We start from the raw sequence: 19,592 nt of genomic DNA, 5'->3' as shown, positions 1-19,592 counted from the left end.
ATGAACTCCCCTTGAAAACCATGTTCCCAAGGGGAATCATCACAAAGCCGTGATCTTATTTCAGAATGAACAGCTCCTGTAGAATGTCTCTGAGGATGGAGGCATTCATCGACACGTAGGTTCCTCCCAACATTCTGGAGTGGATTCCGTACCCTTCGTACGTCATCAGTCGTTTCGTAGCCTGTGTCCAAGCGGCTTCATTCCATTTGACTGCGACCAGATCATCCTCACCCGATTCCAGCTCTGATTGTATGAGATGGATCGTTGCGTTCGTTGCACCCGTATTGATCAGTTGATTGTGGTACATCACGTAGCTGACCGTTTTTCGAATGAAGCTTTGCTTGACGAATTCATTGGCAGCGTACAAATGGAAGTCTTCTTGTGTCATGTTGAACATCTCGGTGTTCTCTCCAATTTCGGCAAATAACTGCGCAATATCACTCTCTGTTTCCGCCAGACTCCGCTCCATCACCTTGTCTTTCCAGTACGAATCGAACAAGATGAGGTCGGTCACGACATATCCTTGATTCTCCAGTTCTTTTGCGACTTCAAAAGCCAAATTACCTCCCGAGGAATATCCCATGAGCGTAAAGGGTCCTTTTGGATCAATCGCCACGATGGCTTCGATGTACTGCTCCAGTCGATTGTCTTCTTGGATGAAATCAAAGCTATACAAGGAAACGCCCTTGATTTCATCAGCAAGCTTCTGATAATAAACACTTTGAGCGCCAATCGGCGTAAAGCAGAAAACTTTTCTCGCCGTCTCTTCATTTAAGAGAATGGCACCACCGGAGTTGCCCTCGAAGTTCTTGTGCGTAATGAAATCCGCTACCTTCTCAATCGTTGGATGCTGGAAAATGAGGTTCAACGGTAGTTCAATCTGCATGTACTCATACACCTTTGCAACCAGCAACGTTGCTTTCAATGAATGTCCACCCAGTTCAAAGAAATGGTCAGTGATGCCGATTGGGTCTATCCCCAAAACTTCCTGCCAAATGGCAGCCAATTGATACTCGATCGCAGTTCTTGGGGCCACGAACTCACGTGTGGTCGCATCCGAAGGCTTTGGCTTCGGTAACGCTTTGCGATCCACTTTTCCATTGGCTGAAAGCGGCAGTTGATCTAACTGGACAAAATAGCTGGGAACCATGTATGCAGGCAGTTCCTTCGTTAGATGCCTTCTCAGCTCAGAAACGGATACCTCTGCTGCTGGGACGAGATAAGCGCAAAGATACTGTCCAGCAGTTAACTCATCCTCTTGCACAACGACCACTGCTTGATCGATGCCATCGTAAGCAAGTATGGTGCTCTCAATTTCCCCGATCTCGATGCGGTACCCTCTCACCTTCACCTGTTCGTCTGCTCGACCGATGTAATCGATCGTGCCATCTGCCCGCCATTTCACCAAGTCACCCGTTTTATACATGAGCTCTCCTGGCACAAACGGATTCGGGACGAACTTTTCTTGTGTGAGCTCTGGTTTATTCAAATAACCTTTTGCAAGTCCGGGTCCTCCGATGCATAGCTCTCCCACTACGCCAATCGGTTGCAAGTGATGTTGTGTATCAACGATGTACACTTGGACATTGGCTAGCGGACGTCCAATCGTGATATCTTGCCCTGCTTCAATCGAACGAGAGATGGTGGTGACGACGCTGTTTTCGGTCGGACCGTATTCATTGTTGATCTCGATTGCTGGATGCTTTTCTTTCGTTTTTTGTACAAGCTGCGCAGGTAATTTCTCGCCTCCCAATGTTACGCAGCGAAGAGGAGAGAAGTCGGCAGCAGTCGAGCAATCCAGAATCGCCTGGAACAGACTCGGTACACCGTAATAATGTGTGACTCCCGCTGAGGCAATCAGCTTTTTCAGCGCTACCGGATCTTTGGCTTCTTCCTCTCTCGGCAAGACGCAAGTAGCACCTCCGAGAAGTGGAGCGAACAAGCTGGCTACAAAACCATCGAAGGCAAAGGAGAATACCTGCAACGCCTTGTCTCCCGGCCCGAAACCATATTCATCTCTTCTCCACTGCAAGCAATTGACGATTCCCCGATGTGGAATCATGACGCCCTTCGGCTTACCGGTCGTTCCCGATGTATAGATGACATAGGCGAGATCTGTCGGTTGATTGAGTGATGAGAGATTGGAGCCATCTATCTCGACGTCATGCTTTGCGCTCAGTTCAAGCCAGTCCAGACCGCTCGACACGCGAGACAATAGTTCCGACAAATGGGACTGGCAGAGAAGCAATGCTGCGTTGCTGTCCGCAAGCAGGTACTGAATGCGTTCTTGCGGATACGCCGGATCGATTGGAACATAAGCACCGCCTGCCTTTAAAATACCGAGGATGCCAATGATCATCTCCGGTGAACGCTCCGCCATGACTGCTACAAGACGATCAGGTCCGACTCCCTTGGTGCGCAGAACTCTTGCCAGTCTGTTGGCTTGCTCATTGAGCTTGCTGTACGTAAGTGACTGACCGTTAAAGAGAATCGCTTCCTGATTTGGCGTCTTCGCTACTTGCTCTTCGAATAATTGATGTAGCGTTTTGTCTTGTACATAGTTGACAGCTGTATCATTGAAACTCTCGAAAATTTGCTTTTTCTCCTCTGCCTTGAGCATGTCAATTTCGCTCAAGCGGATATGCGGATTTTGCACAACGATTTGGGCAATAGCCATGAAATGGTTGCTTAACCGTTCAATCGTTTCTCTCGTAAACAAGCTTGTGCTGTATTCCACGCCAATGCGAATCTCTTCACGCTCTTCTGTGGCAATTAACGTCAAATCAAATTTGGAATGGTTGCCAGCCTGATCAGTCATGAAAGGCGCAAGTGTCAAGCCGTGCAGGTCGATAGCATTATCCGAGTTGTTTTGCACAGTAAACATGGTGTCAAAGAGCGGGTTTCTGCTTAAGTCCCGCGGAATGTCGAGTTTTTCCACCAGCTCTTCGAACGGATAATCCTGATGAGCGTACGCATCTAGTGCATTTTGCTTGACTTCCAGCAACAGCTCAGTGAAGGTTTTCCCAGCATGCGGCTTGTTTCTCATCGCCAATGTATTGACAAACATACCGACGATTGGTTCCAGATCAGCATGGGATCTGCCTGTAATCGGTGTGCCGACAATGATGTCCTCTTGCCCGGAATACTTGGAAAGCAGTACATTGTACGTCGCGAGGAGCACCATGTACAGTGTCGTTCCCGTTTCTCGAGCCAGCTGGTTCAAGCCTTCCATGAGCTGTTTACCGGTTCCGATGGAATACTGATCGCCTGCGAAATTTTGAATGCTTGGTCGGGTGAAATCCGTTTGCAGGTTTAGCACTGGAATTTCGTCTGCAAACACTTGAGCCCAGTAATGTTCTTGCTTGTTGAAGGCATCGGATCGGAAAAGCTCCTGTTGCCATACGGAGAAGTCCCTGTACTGAATTCGGAGCTCTGGCAAAACATCTCCTTGGTATAGCTGCACTAAGTCAGACAGGAGAATGCCGGAGGATACACCGTCGGAAATGCTGTGATGCGTGTCGGTAAAGAGCACATGACGATCTTCTCCGATTTGCAAAAGACGTACGCGAAGCAACGGCGCTACACCCAGATCGAATGGCTGAACGAGAGAGGAAAGGACCTCTTGTGCCTGGTCTTCTGTGATCGTTGTATACGAAAGTTCAAAAGAAACTTCCTCGTGAATCTTCTGAACAGGTTCTCCATTTACAACGGCAAAAGACGTACGAAGACTTTCATGTCGCGCAATCAGCTGCTTAAACGCTGTCTCTAATCTTTCCGGTTCCAGCTTCCCTTCGATCAGCATGGTCGAAGGCATATTGTAGCTGATGCCGACTCCCTCGAACTGATGGAGGATATACATGCGCTTTTGAGCCGATGAAACAGGGTAATACCCTTGCGCAGGTGCTGGTTTGATCGAAATGACATATTCTTTTGCTGTCTCTTCGATGTATGCAGCCAATTGCTGAATCGTCGGTTTTTCGAACAAAACACGGAGCGGAATATCTACTTGATATTCGTTATGCATGCTCGAAATCACACTCATTGCACGCAAGGAGTGACCGCCAATTGCAAAGAAATCATCCAGAACCCCTACTTGCTCCACATTCAGTACTTGTTCCCAGACGCGGGCCAATTGCGCTTCCAACTCCGTACGAGGTGCTACGTACTCTGTCGTTCTGAGTAAAGATACATCTGGTACCGGCAAGGAACGTCTATCGATCTTCCCATTTGCGGTAAGCGGCAGCGCTTCAAGCGTGACGAAATACGATGGAATCATCGCTTGAGGTAATTCTTTTAGCAATTGCTTACGTACTTGTGCTGTGTCGATCTCATGGTCTGCCACCATGTACGCGCATAAATACTTTTCTTGTCTGTGATCCTCTCTTGCGACCACGACTGCTTCCAGGATTCCGTCTAGCTTGCGTAGCTGTGTCTCGATTTCGCCCAGCTCGATACGGACACCCCTGATTTTCACTTGATGATCGTTGCGACCCAGGAACTCCATATTTCCGTCCGCACGCCACTTCGCCAGATCACCCGTACGATACAACAGCTCACCTGGTGCGAAAGGATTCGGTACGAACTTCTCCACTGTCAGTTCAGGTCTGTTCAAATAACCGCGAGCGACCCCTGCTCCACCTATGCACAACTCACCCACGACTCCAACAGGTTGAAGATTCAATTGTTGATCCATCACATACATTTGCATATTCGGAAGTGGTTTGCCGATCGGTACCGTTCCCGAGCGAATGGATGAGACATCTGTTTCTTCGTAATAGCTGGAATCGATGCACGCCTCTGTTACCCCATAACTGTTAACAATGCGCAACGTATGACTGAATCGGGTCAGCAAGGTCTTGAAGTCTTCCGCTGAACAACTGTCTGCTCCGAGGATCAAGAGCTTCATCTGACTGATGTCGAGCTTGTTTTCGTAAATGTAATGCATCAATGGCATGATCAGAGCTGGTGTCGCTTCGAAAATCGTGATTTCATACCGCTTGATAATTTCGTACAAGGAAGCCGGGTCCATTTTGACCTCATTCGGGCAAATGACCAGCTGCCCTCCTGTGAGCAATGCTCTGGCAAAGTCGCCAGTCGAGACGTCGAAGGCGAAGCTCGCCATTTGCAGCAAGCGAACCGGGAAGGTATCCAGGTGATACTCATCCTGCCATGCAAACGCGACATTCGCATAGCTCCGGTGCTCGATCACGACTCCTTTTGGCTTGCCAGTCGTACCGGAAGTATAAATGATGTAAGCCGCGTGTTCCGGCAGTGCTACAGGCTCCAGATTGCTCGCTTCTCCCTGATACAGGCCCTCTGCATCCAGATAGAGAGTTTCGTAAGGGAATACAAGCTGTGTATTCATCTTTTGCAAGGTAAGGAATAGCTTCGCATCGCTATCTTCCAAAATGAATGCTTGACGCTCCAATGGATAATCTGGATCAATCGGGACGTAGGCGCCACCGGCTTTCAAAATACCGAGTGTCCCTACTACCATGTGCAAGGAGCGATCTACCATGATGCCGACCGTGCTCTCTGGCTTGACTCCCATTTGGCGCAAGACACGCGCGAGCTGGTTCGCTTTTTCATTCAATTCCCGATACGTTAGCTGTTCATCCTCGCAGATGACAGCTACCTGATTCGGTGTTTTTTCGACCTGCTCTTCGAATAGCTCCTGGAACGTTTTGTTCGTTGGATAAGCTACATTTGTTGCATTGAAATCATGCAGCATTTGCTCCATCTCATCTTTTGACAAGACACTGATCTCTGCCAGCTTGCGATCTGGATTGGCAATGATCGTCTGTAAAAGATGGATGTAATGAGTCGCCATGCGATCAATCGATTCTTTTGCAAACAGCTTCGTGCAATAGCTGAACTGCACGAGAAGCTCATCTTGTTGTTCCATCGCATCCAGCGCGATATCGAATTTTGCGATCTTGCCATCTACCGGGTAAGCGGACATGTTGAGTCCTGCAATTTCTAATGCAGACGAGTCCGCAAGCCCCAGGCTGAACATCGTATCGAACAGCGGATTTCGGCTTAAATCGCGCCGTACTTGCAGCTTATCTACGAGATGTTCAAACGGATAATCCTGATGTTCAAACGCATGCAGCGCATTTTGTTTCACATCACCCAAAAACTCGCGGAAGGTCAGGTCGCCTCCTGCCACATTTTTCAGGGCAAGCGTGTTGACGAACATGCCGACGATTCGTTCTACATCTGCGTGGGATCGACCTGCAATCGGTGTACCGACAACGATTTCTTCCTGTCCTGTGTATTTGGACAGCAGCACATTGTAGGCAGCCAAAAGCACCATAAACAGTGTGGAGCCCGTATTTGCAGCGAGTTGTCGCAACTCCGCAAGCAAGTGATTTCCTGTACCGATCGCTACCGTGTCGCCTTCGAAGCTTTGAACAGTAGGTCTTGGGAAATCATTTGGCAGGTTGAGTAATGGGAGCTCCCCTGCAAAGACATTCGTCCAATAATCCTCCTGTTTTTGGAAACGCTCAGACTGGGCCAGCTTCGTCTGCCAAGCAGCAAAATCTTTGTACTGGATGCGCATGTCTGGGAGCTGATTTTTCTCGTACAAGCTCGCGAACTCCTTGGCGATGACTGCAAGCGATACACCATCGGAGATAATGTGGTGCATATCCATGAAGAACAAGTGTCGTTCTGCTCCCAGTTTGATCAAGTCAACCCGGAACAGCGGAGCCACTTCCAGATCAAACGGCTGGACCAACTCCTGAATCCGTTGCTCTACTTGGTCATCTGTCGCCTCAGAAATACCGATGAGCAGCGTGACATCCTCATGGACTCGTTGCACGGGTTCCCCATTTTTCGAATGGAAGGATGTTCGCAAGGATTCATGTCGTTTTACCAGTGTTCGGATCGCATATTCAAAGCGTTCGTAGTCCAGATGGCCATCTATTATCATTACATTTGGCACGTTGTAGCTGATCCCGCTTCCTTCAAACTCATGCAGGATATACATTCTTTTTTGTGCGAACGAGACTGGATAAAAGTCAGCGTGCTCTACCGGTTGAATGGTCTCGAACTGTTCCATTTCACTCGCAGTGATATAAGCAGCTAGCTCATGGATCGTAGGAGTTTCAAACAGGGCTTTTAACGGAAGTTCTACCTGAAATGCTTTGTGCACCTGCGTGATTACATTCATTGCCTTGAGAGAATGTCCACCCAGTTCAAAGAAGTTATCGTGAATGCCTATCGGATGAATACCCAGAACCTCTTGCCAAATCTCAGCCAGCTTCTGTTCGGTTGCATTTTGTGGGGCGACATATGTGGAGCCTTGTACCCGATCTCCAGATGGTTCAGGCAAAGCTCTACGATTGACCTTCCCGTTTGCAGTCAAAGGCAGTTTTTCCATTTGGACATAGAAGGCTGGCACCATGTAGCTAGGCAATTCTTTGGATATAGCCTCTCTCAGCTCTACTACGTCGAGTTCCTCTTCTGAAACAAAATAAGCGCAGAGAGCTTTTTGGCCGTTTGTATCATCCAGTACCGTAACGACAGCTTCTTTTACTTTTTCGAGATTGGTCAGAACGGTCTCGATTTCCCCAAGCTCGATCCGATAGCCTCTGATCTTTACCTGTTGGTCGATACGACCCAAATACTCGATCGTTCCGTCCGCCTTCCATCTCGCCAAATCCCCTGTGCGGTACATGTTTTCACCTAAAACGAACGGATTCGGGACAAACTTCTCGGCAGTCAATTCCGGCTTGTTTAAATAGCCTCTGGCTACCCCGTCTCCACCTACGCACAATTCACCCGGCACCCCAATTGGCTGCGGCTGATTGTAGCGATCCACGATATAAGCTGTGGAGTTCGTGATCGGCTTCCCAATCGGAATATTGTCTTCGAATTCCTTCTCAATCAAATAGCATGTCGAGAAGGTTGTGTTTTCGGTCGGGCCGTACCCGTTCCAAATTTCCAGAGCTGGATGGGCGCTGTTCACTTTGTTGATGTGTCTCGGAGACAACGCTTCTCCACCGACAATTAACGCACGCAAGCCTTCAAACATCGCCGGGTTATTTTGCGAGAGTTGGTTAAACAGTGGTGAGGTTAACCACATTGTGGTAATCCGATTCTCTCGCAGGAAGCTACCCAGCTTCTCCGCATCCAATAGAACATCCTTGCTAACCAGGAACAAGCTAGCACCATGCAGCAGAGCTCCGAAAATCTCAAACGTCATGGCGTCGAAGCCAATAGCGCCCGTTTGAATCATGCGATCTTCTTCGCGTACCTGAACGTAATTGGTATGTTTCACCAATCGGGTGACATTGCGATGCTCGACCATGACTCCTTTTGGTTTACCCGTTGAACCCGACGTGTACATCACATAGGCCAAGTCCTTGGCGTCATTGAGGTTGGTCAGATTGCTGGCATCTGCTTGCTCCAGGCTCTCGTCTTCCAAAATGATTGGAATGAGACCTTCTTCAACGAGATGCAACAGATGTCGTTGAACAAGAACAACCTTCACGCCGCCATCTTCGAGCATGTAAGAAATGCGCTCAGCTGGATGCTCTGGATCAATCCCTAGGTAGGCGCCTCCCGCTTTGATGATCCCCATAATGCCTGTGATCATCTCGAGAGAGCGATCTGCCAGCATCCCTACAACGCTGTCTCTTCCTACTTCCAATCGGCGAAGAACACTTGCGATCTGGTTCGCTTTTTGGTTCAGCTCCCAATACGTCAGCATCTGCTCGTTCATCACAACTGCAGCATGTTCAGGCGTTCTTTTCACTTGCTCCTCGAACAGCTCCTGTATCGTGCTTTCGCGTGGATACGCGGCAAACGTGTTGTTGAATGCAACCGTTACGAGATGTTTTTCTTCCTCACCGAGCAAGTCGATTTCATGCAACGCCGCAGTTTGGTCTGCAATGACTCCTCGTAGCACCTGAAGAAAATGACCTGCCATTCTTTCCATCGTGTCTCTATGGAACAATTTTGTGGAGTACACGAGACTAAAATGAATTCCTGTCTCATCTTCATGCGCTTCCAGTGTGAGATCGAATTTGGCGTTGCCTTGCTGCCCATCTCCGGAGTAGGCCTCAAATTTCAGCCCATCCAGCTCATAAGCTTTTTTGTCCAGATTTTGCAAAATAAACATGGTGTCAAACAGTGGGTTTCTGCTGAGATCCCGCTGGATTTCCAATTTTTCGACCAGCGCTTCAAATGGATAGTCCTGGTGAGCGTATGCTTGCAGCGTATTCTGTTTGACATCTTCCAAAAATGCCTGGAACGATTTCGTTCCGTCAGGGTAGTTTCGCAAGGCCAACGTGTTGACAAACATCCCCAAGACTTTTTCTACATCCGCATGAGATCTACCAGCAATCGGCGTACCCACTACGATGTCTTCTTGACCGCTGTATTTAGAAAGGAGTACATTGTAAGCCGCCAGCAAGACCATAAACAGCGTGGTTTGGTTCTCATGGGCGAGCTTGTATAAATCGTCCATCAACGTTTTATCTGTGTGGAACGAAATGCAATCTCCCTCAAAGCTTTGAACCAGCGGGCGAGAATAGTCGGCGGGCAGATTCAGTACCGGAATGTCACCCGCAAAGGACTTCAACCAATAGTTCTCATGCTTTGTATAGATGTCGGTTTGGAACAGATCAGTCTGCCAGACAGCAAAATCTTTGTATTGAATAGACAACTCTGGTAATAATTGGTTTCGATAAAACTTCGAGAATTCCTCCATGATGATTCCAACAGAGACGCCATCCGAAATGATGTGATGCATATCCATCAGGAAAAGATGTCGATTCTCTGCTAATCTGAAGAGTCCGACCCTCAATAACGGAGCCTTCTCCAGATCAAATGCTTGCACAAATGTTTCGATGGTTTGCTCGACTTGGTCTTCGGTCAAATCCTCATAGCGCACATTCAGTTCGACTGCCTCATGTACACGCTGAACAGGCTCACCGTTCACTGTGTGGAAGGATGTCCGCAACGATTCGTGTCGCTTGATCAGCTCCTGTATCGCGGTTTCAAAGCGTGCGTGATCCAAGTCGCCTTCAATAAACATCACACTCGGCATGTTATAGACTGTACTTGTGCCTTCAAACTGGCGCAGGACAAACATCCTTTTTTGTGCAGAAGAAACGGGATAATATTCTTGCCACGGTGCAGGATGAATCGGTACATGCGTGTCTTTTCCACTTGTTTCGATATACGATGCCAATGCCTGAATGGTAGGTGTCGCAAAGAGCACACTGAGTGGAAGCTCGACTTGATACTCTCGATGAATCTGTGCGGCGAGCGACATGGCTTTCAAGGAATGCCCACCTAGCTGGAAGAAGTTGTCGAGAACGCCGATGTCGGTTACCCCAAGCACATGTTCCCAAATCTCTACCAGCCTGCTTTCCAGAGGACTTGCTGGCGCCACATATTCTGCTCCCGTTACAGGTCTGCCTTCTGGTTTCGGCAAAGCTTTCCTATCGAGCTTTCCATTCGGCGTAAGTGGGAGAAAATCGAGCTGGACCAAGTGCGCAGGAATCATGTAAGACGGCAAGCTTTTCGACAGATACGACCACAGTTTCGAGACTTCAAGCTTTTCTTCCGCCGTGTAATAAGCAGCAAGGGACGATTGGCCCTGCTGATCCTCGTGGACAATCACCACAGCCGAAATCAGCTTTTCATAGGAGAGCATCACCGACTCTATCTCGCCTATTTCAATCCGATATCCCCTTACTTTTACCTGTTCATCCAAGCGACCGATAAATTCAATCGTACCGTCGGGGAGCCACTTTCCTAGATCACCCGTCTTGTACATGCGCTCGCCTTCCAAATAAGGATGGGAAACAAACTTCTCTGCTGTGAGTTCCGGCTTGTTCCAATATCCACGTGCCAAACCATGGCCACCGATGCAAATTTCCCCGACGACGCCGATTGGCTGTAGCTGATGAAATTTGTCCACGATATAGATGCTGGTGTTGGCAATGGGACGTCCGATCGTTATCGTAGAATCCAGTTGCGAAATTCGCTGCCACGTGGCGACGACACTGCTTTCTGTCGGACCGTATTCATTGGCGATGACCAGTTGCGGATTCTGTTTGTTGCTCTTCTCAACGAGCTGAGCCGATACTTTTTCGCCCCCTAGTGTGACGGTTTGCAGGGAGCTGATATCCGCAGCAGAACCGCATTCCAATATCGCTTGGAATAAACTTGGCACGCATGTCATTTGCGTGCATCGCGCAGCTGCAATGAGTCTTCTGAGAGATAAAGGGTCTTTGGCTTCTTCATCCTTCACCAAGACGGCGGTTGAACCGGAAAGGATCGGTGTAAAAAAGGAAAGAACAAAACCATCAAACGCAAAGGATAAAGGCACCAGATTTCTATCCTGGACGCTAAACTGATACTCCTCTTTTTTCCACAACACGCTGTTGACAATGCCCCGATGCTCGATCATTACTCCTTTTGGCTTGCCTGTTGTCCCCGACGTATAAATGAGATAAGCCAAATCAGAAGCGGTTTGAATCGGCTCGAGATTCGAACGGTTAGGAGAATAGTTGTGCTCTTCCTCCAGATACAAGCATTCCACTCTCACACTAGAAGCGAGCTTAGCTCCAAGATGTTTATGGGTAAGCACCAGACGGGCTTCGCAATCCTCAAGCATGTAGGCCACACGATCTTCTGGATATTCGGGATCAATCGGCACATAGGCTCCACCTGCTTTCAAAATGGCCATGATTCCCACAACCATTTCCATAGAACGGTTTGCCATGATTCCTACGAATTGGTTAGCCTTTACTCCCCGTTCACGCAAGGTAACGGCAAGCTGGTTTGCGCGCTCATTTAATTCGCGATAGGACATCTGCTTACCGCCAATTTCAATGGCAGCAACCAGTGGAGTTTTCTCCACTTGCTCCTCAAACAGCTCATGTAGTGTCTTGTTTTGCGGATATTCCTTATGCATTTGGTTGAATTCTACTAACAAGCGATGCTTTTCTTCAGCCGAAAGCATCGTGATTTCGGACAACGGAATGGCTTGTTGCTCAATAACGGCATGAAGGATTCGGATAAAATGTGCCGCGATGTTTTCAATCGTTTTTCGTGTAAACAATTTGGTGCAATAATCAAGGCTAAAGACGATCTCCTCGTCTTCTTCGTACGCCTCTAATGACAGATCAAACTTGGCCTGATTCACTTCTGCCATATACGGTGTAAACGTCAGTTGCTCCATTTCGAACGGCTTCTGATCCATATTTTGCAAGATAAAAACGGTGTCAAACAAAGGATTCCGACTCAGATCCCGTTGAATGTTCAACTTATCGATCAGCTCATCTAATGGATAATCCTGATTCTCAAAGGCTTTCAGCGTATTGTTTTTCACTTCTGCCAAAAAGCTAAGGAAGGTTTTCGTCCCCACAGGCTCGTTTCGCAATGCTAGTGTGTTGACAAACATACCGATGATCGAATCCGTTTCAGCATGGGACCTGCCGGCAGTAGGCGCGCCAACAACAATGTCCTCTTGTCCAGAGTATTTGGAGAGAAGTACATGGTAGGCTGCCAGCAGAACCATGTAGAGCGTAGCTCCTGTACTATGGGCAAGTCGATTCAATTCCTTTTTCAAAAGGGCACCGGAGCCGAAAACCAATCGCTCACCCTCAAAGCTTTTTACAGAAGGTCTCGGATAATCCGTTGCAAGATTTAATACAGGAATTTCTCCCGTAAAGGTATCGATCCAATAGGCTTCCTGAGCAGTAAACTCATCCGTCTCGTACCATTGATTCTGCCAATGGGCAAAGTCCTTGTACTGAATGCTCAGTTCTGGCAGCTCTTCGCCGTGATAAAGCTGCGCAAGCTCTTGAACAAGAATGCCAATCGATACACCATCCACCACAATATGGTGCAAATCCAGCATGAAAAGATGGCGTTCCGGAGCCAGTTTGACCAGTCCAGCGCGCATCAGTGGAGCTTTTTCCAAATCAAACGGTTGAATAAATTGTTCAACGATTTGTTTGAGCTCTCCCTCTGTTGACTCCATCAACGAGATATCCAGCTCGACATCTTCATGTACGCGCTGAACTGTCTCTCCTTTCATGGAGTGGAATGAGGTACGCAGAGATTCATGGCGTCTCACCACACTCTTGAGCGCTTGCTGCAAACGCTCTGTATCCAATTTGCCATCGATGTACAGGATTCCCGGCATGTTGTAGCTGATGCCTGCGCCTTCCATTTGTCGGAGAATAAACATTCTCTTTTGTGCAGAAGACACGGAGTAATACTCCTGCTTTTGGACGGGCTCAATCGTCGTATACTTGCCTTTGCCAGCAGTAGCGATGTATGCCGACAGGTCAGCGATCGTTGGTGATTCAAACAGTGTTTTCAACGGCACATCTACCTGAAGGGTACGATGGATCAAAGAGATGACGTTCATCGCTTTCAGGGAGTGTCCGCCCAACTCAAAGAAATGATCGTGTACCCAGATTGGATTTTGGCCAAGGACACTTTGCCAAATGTCTACAAGCGTGGCTTCCACTTCATTGCGCGGCGCTACATACACAATTTCAGATGTGGATGCTCCCTCAGGTTGAGGCAATGCTTTGCGATCTACCTTGCCATTTGCCGTGAGAGGCAGCTTCTCCAAATAAACAAAATAAGAAGGAACCATATAAGATGGCAAATGGGAAGCCAAGTAAGCTCTCAGATCAGCTGTCTTCATTTCCTGATCAGAAACGATATAGGCGTACAAGTTGTTTTGCCCTTTTTCATCTGGACGGGCAAGGACGATGGCCGTTTTGATCCATTCATGCTGCAAAAGCCTTGCTTCGATCTCACCCAGCTCAATCCGGTGGCCTCGGATTTTTACCTGATGGTCGATGCGTCCGAGATATTCCACGTTGCCGCAGGCTAGGTACCTTACCATGTCTCCCGTACGGTACATCCTGCTCCCCGGTTCAAACGGATTGTCAATGAAGCTGGCTTCTGTCAGTTCTTCACGATTCCAGTAGCCGCGGGCCAAACCATCGCCAGCAATGCACAGTTCTCCTGCAACCCCCACAGGCTGGAGCTGGTTGCTCGCATTTACGACATACAAGCGGACGTTATCAATCGGTTTGCCAATGGGAATCACGCTATGCTCCGGCAAACGAGGGCAAATCCAGTATGTCGCATCAATCGTAGATTCAGTAGGGCCATAGAGATTAATCAACTGTGCCGTTTGCGTCTGGTAAAAGCGCGAAACAAGGGCAGCTGTCAATGCTTCTCCACCGCAGAACACGCGTTGCAAACTCGTGCAAGAGCTCCATCCCGGTTCGGTCATGATCAGATCCAGCAAGGAAGGTACCATCTGTAACGTTGTGATCTTCTCTTCTCTGATCATTCGAGTCATGTATGCGATGTCGCGATGTCCGTCTGGCTTTGCCAATACCAGGCGCGCGCCCGTGATCAGTGGCAAATAAAATTCCCATACGGAAGCATCGAAGGAAAACGGCGTTTTTTGCAAGACAGCATCCTCTGTAAGAAGTGGAAAGGCATTCTTCATCCAAAGCATGTGATTGCAAATCGCCTGGTGCGAGATCATTACCCCTTTGGGATTTCCGGTCGATCCAGATGTATAGATGACATAGGCCAAGTCATCCCTGCCAGCCACATTGTCCAGATTGGTGTCGTCCCCTGCATAAATGGCTTCATCGTCTACATCGATGATTTCTCCTGTATACTCCACGGTCTCTTTCAAATGGCGCTGTGTCAGTAGAATGGGAGCTTTGCTGTCGCTGAGCATGTATTGGATTCTTTCTGGCGGGTAAGTAGGATCCATTGGCGTATACGCACCACCCGCTTTTAACACGGCCAACATGCTCACAACCATCTCGATGGAACGGTCTACCATAATGCCGATCAACGTATCTGGTTGCGTTCCTTTGCTCCGTAGCATACGAGCGACTTGATTGGCCCGGGCGTTCAACTGGCGATAGGTCAAGGTGTATCCGTCATAGGCTACGGCTACTTGATCTGGCGTAAGCACTACTTGCTCTTCAAACAATTGGTGCAAAACCTGATCGGCGGAACGCTCGACAAAAGTATCGTTAACATTCAGGAGGAGAGCACGTTTTTCTGCTTCTGTCATCATGTCTATTTCTGCTAGCTTGGCATTCGGCTGTGCACAAATAGTACGCAAGATTTCCAGATAATGATGGGCCATTTTTTGGATGGTTTCTTTTGCAAACAGCTTCGTTCCAAATGCGAATTGGAAGTGAATGTCGGATTGCGATTCACTCGCATTCAAAGCAAGATCGAATTTTGAAATTTTGTTAAATAACTCATATGGAGCTGCTGTAAGCTGCTCGATTTTCAGAGACTGCTGATTCGCATTTTCCAGAGAGAACATGGTGTCAAACAAAGGGTTTCGGCTAATGTCACGTTGAATCGCCAGCTTTTCCACCAGCTCTTCAAATGGATAATCCTGATTGTCATAGGCCGCTAGCGCATTTTGTTTCACTTCTTGCAAGAATTGGGTAAAGGTTTTGTCGCTCACAGGCTGATTTCTCATCGCCAACGTATTCACAAAGATCCCCATGATGCTTTCCACGTCGGCATGGGAACGACCAGCGACAGGCGTACCTACAATGATGTCCTCTTGACCGGAATACTTGGACAGGAGAACATGGTAAGCGGCGAGCAAAACCATATACAGGGTGGTACTCGTATCTCCTGCTACCTTGCGCAAACGCTCGGTCAATTCTTTTCCTGTGTCAAAAAGGACTAGATCCCCTGCAAAGCTTTGAATGGTTGGGCGCGGATAATCCGTTGGCAAATTGAGTAAAGGAATTTCATCAGCAAACGTATTCAACCAATGGAGCTCCTGCTTCTTGTACACATCCGTCTGAAACAGCTCATTTTGCCAGGCTGCGAAATCCTTGTATTGGAGAGAAAGAGGCTGCAAGGCTTCCCCTTGGTACAACTTAGCAAATTCACTCAGCAAAATTTGGGATGAAACACCGTCCGAGATGATATGGTGCATGTCGAGCATAAACAAATGACGGTCTTCGCCCAACTGGACCAAGCCTGTTCGAATCAACGGAGCGATTCCGAGGTCAAAAGGACGGACGAAATCGCGCATGATCTGCTCCGCCTTATCTTCCGTAGACGTCAGCATCAGGATTGGTACTTCTACCTCCTCATGCACTTTCTGTACAGGTTCACCATCGATACGGTGGAAGGAAGTGCGCAAGGCTTCGTGGCGCTCCGCCAGTCGTTTGACCGTGTTCGCAAAACGATCGTAATCCAGCTTTCCTTCCAGAAGCATTGCACCTGAAATGTTATAGCTGATGCCACTTCCTTCAAATTGCTGAAGGATGTACATTCTTTTTTGAGCGGAAGATACGGGATAAAATTCTTTGACCTCAACCGGTTGAATGGCTGTGTACTTACTTTTCCCCGATTTCGAGAGAAAAGCAGCGAGCTCGGATACGGTTGGATTTTCGAACAGTGCCTTTACAGGCAAATCCACTTCCAACGCTTTGGAGACTTGAAAGATAACAGTCATAGCCTTCAGTGAATGTCCGCCCAAATCAAAGAAATGATCATGAACGCCTACACGGCTAACCCCGAGGACCTGCTGCCAAATCTCAGCCAATTTTGTTTCCGTTTCATTCTGAGGAGCGACGTACGCTGTTCCCGTAACAACTGCACCATCAGGCTTCGGCAATTTCTTCCGCTCTACCTTTCCATTGGCCGTCAGCGGAATTTCCTCCAAACGGACAAAGAAGGACGGGATCATGTAGGAAGGAAGCGTACTTCCCAGATGCTCTCGTAGTTCAGATACGGTCAACTCCTGCTCGGAAACCATGTAGGCATAGAGCACATTTTGACCACTGTCATCCTTTTCAGCGATGACGACAGCTTCCTTGATCCACTCATGCTGCGCCAAACGCGTCTCAATTTCGCCCATCTCAATCCGATGCCCACGAATTTTGACTTGATGGTCGATTCTTCCCACGTATTCCATATTGCCGTCGGGCAGCCATTTCGCCAGATCGCCAGTTCGATACATTTTGGTCCCCGGGCGGAACGGATTATCGATGAACTTTTCCTCAGTCAGCTCCGGTCTGTTGAAATACCCTTTAGCGACGCCATCTCCGGCGATGTACATTTCACCGGCGGAACCAACGGGTATCGGCTGCATGGAGGAATCAAGCAGATAGAGCTGAACATTGTCTGCCGGTACGCCTATTGGTACCGATTCTTGGATCGGTTTCTTCGGGTCGTACAAATAAATCATGCAGCCGACAACCGTTTCGGTAGGTCCATACTCATTGAAAATCTTGACATTCTGTCCAAAGTTCTCATAGATTCTCTTCGCCAACTTGGTTGGCAAGTTCTCACCACCAACAATAAACCGTCGGATGCTGCTGTTTGTTCCATCTATTTCTTCTATCAGCTTCAAATGTGTTGGCGTCAGCTTGATGATTCCCACTTGATTATCTTGGATGATGTCTAAAATGACCTGTACCTTATCTGCTCCTCTGTAGACATAGATCGTATTGCCCGACAGAAGCGGCGTGAAGATCGAGGTGATAGTCAAATCAAACGAAATGGAAGAGTATAGCGGAAAGTCTACAGCTTCACCCTGGACGTACTCCTTGTTGGCCCACCAGATGTAATTGACTAGACCTTGGTGGGTAATCATCGCTCCTTTTGGATTCCCCGTGGACCCGGAAGTATAGATCATATATGCCAAATCGTCCGGTTTGCATGAATTGTCAAGATCCGTACTGTCGCCTTCAAACAAGGAAGGATTGTCTAGGTAGAGGATATCGCCCTCAAACTCGACTTTTTCTTGAAGATGAGACTGTGTCAAAAGAATCTTCGTTTGACTGTCATCTAATAAATACTGAATTCTCTCTATCGGATACTCGGGATCAATCGGCAAATAGGCGCCGCCTGATTTTAGAACGGCCATAATAGCCACGATCAGCTCGAGTGAATGCTCCGCCATAATGGAGACGATACTGCCTTGGGTAATTCCTTTCCCACGCAGAGCTCTGGCCAACTGGTTGGAACGCTCCTGAAGCTCCTGGTAAGTAAGGCGATCCTCCCCGCAAATAACCGCAGCTTTCGATGGCGTCTGTCTTGCCTGCTCCGCGATCAGCTCGAAAATCGTTTTATCGCGTGGATAATCAGCGGTTGTGTCGTTATAAGCTACCAGCAATTGCTGTTTTTCCTCATCCGTGATGATTCCGATGTCATTAAGCAGTACATTCGGATTGTGAATAACCTGCTCGATGATCGTTTTCAAGTGACCTTCTACTCGGTTCATGAATGACTCTTCATAAACTGCTGCATTATAGCTCAGTTTCACATACATCTCATTCGAAGGTGCGACCGCTACTACAACGTTAAAATCATAGGAAGTCTGTTCTTCCCCATTTTCCACGTTGAACTGAAAGCCTAAGGAATCCTCTCGATCATTCGAAGCATCATCCGGGTAGTTTTCATACGTCACCAGATGATCAATTAACTCTTGTTTCAGTACCGTCTTGCTCTGAATTTCGTACAATGGAGCGAAATCATAAGCAGCAGAAGCCAAGGCTTGCTTCTGAACTGTTTTTACCAACCCACTGAAGGTTTGTTTTCTGTTTGTTTGCACGCGGGTTGGGATCGTGTTAATGAACAATCCAACCATGCTCTCAATGCCCTGAATCCCTGGCGGACGACCTGATACAACAGAACCGAATACCACATCGTCCGAATTTTTGTACTTACTCGCCAAAATACCCCAAAGAGATTGAAACACGCTGCTCATCGTAGCTTGATTCCGATTGGCAATCTGCATCAGCTGCTGAGTCTTTTCAGGTGCGATGGTGAAAAGATTCTCCACATGTACATAATTGCCATCTTCCGCTACATTCTTCTTTTTAGGGAAATCAGCCTGATGGTCATAGCCTTCCAGGTATTTCTGCCAGTAAGTAAGTGCTTCTTCTTTATTTTGCTTATCCAGCCATTTGATATATTCGCTGTATGGTTTGGTTGCTTCCCGCGGAACAGCCTCACCCTTACGTATGGCGGCATAATACCCAAGCAGCTTATGAAGCAATACACCCAAAGACCAACCGTCGACGATGATATGGTGGAACGCCCAAACGAACTGATACTGGTTCGCCTCCGTTTGGAAAATGGCTGCTTTCATCAAGACGTCTTTCGTCAGCTCAAACGTATGCTGCTGGTTGGTATACGCTTTTATGTAATCGTTCTGATCATCTATTGGCAAATGAGCAATGTTTTCGAAATGAACGGTAACTTTTCTCTCTTTAAAAACAACCTGTCGAGGCCGTTGCAGGTTTTGATAAACAAATACAGTGCGCAAAACTTCATAGTTCTCTATGAGCTTGTTCATGCTCTTTTCAAAAATGGACAGCTGAAAATCACCTTGGAGCTTTGCGGACATCTGGAGGCAGTAGGCGCTGCTGCCTGTATCTTTGACAGCATGAAACAACATACCCTCTTGCAATGGGGTTAACGGGTAAATTTTGGCAATATTTTCCTGTTTATTCATTCTGCACCTCAGCTCAGTAATTTATCGATTTAAAGAGGGTTCCTCCAATAAAAGCGAGATGTCCCAGCTTTTA

General features: G+C 47.8%; 1 protein-coding gene. It reads right to left on the bottom strand.

The window, feature by feature from the left end:
* Positions 1 to 55 precede the first annotated feature (55 nt).
* Complete coding sequence (tycC, locus tag BBR47_RS14160; RefSeq protein ID WP_015891086.1) at positions 56 to 19,519, bottom strand: tyrocidine non-ribosomal peptide synthetase TycC; 19,464 nt, start codon at positions 19,517 to 19,519, stop codon at positions 56 to 58.
* Positions 19,520 to 19,592 lie beyond the last annotated feature (73 nt).

The organism is Brevibacillus brevis NBRC 100599, from assembly GCF_000010165.1.
In the GTDB taxonomy this organism is placed as follows: Bacteria; Bacillota; Bacilli; order Brevibacillales; family Brevibacillaceae; genus Brevibacillus; species Brevibacillus brevis_D.
Note: the sequence above shows the minus strand (reverse complement) of the source record. Positions and strands in the feature narration are given on the sequence as shown.

Excerpts from the sequence above, each read along its gene's own strand:
- tycC (WP_015891086.1), bottom strand. The coding sequence starts at position 19,519 with ATGAATAAACAGGAAAATATTGCCAAAATTTACCCGTTAACCCCATTG.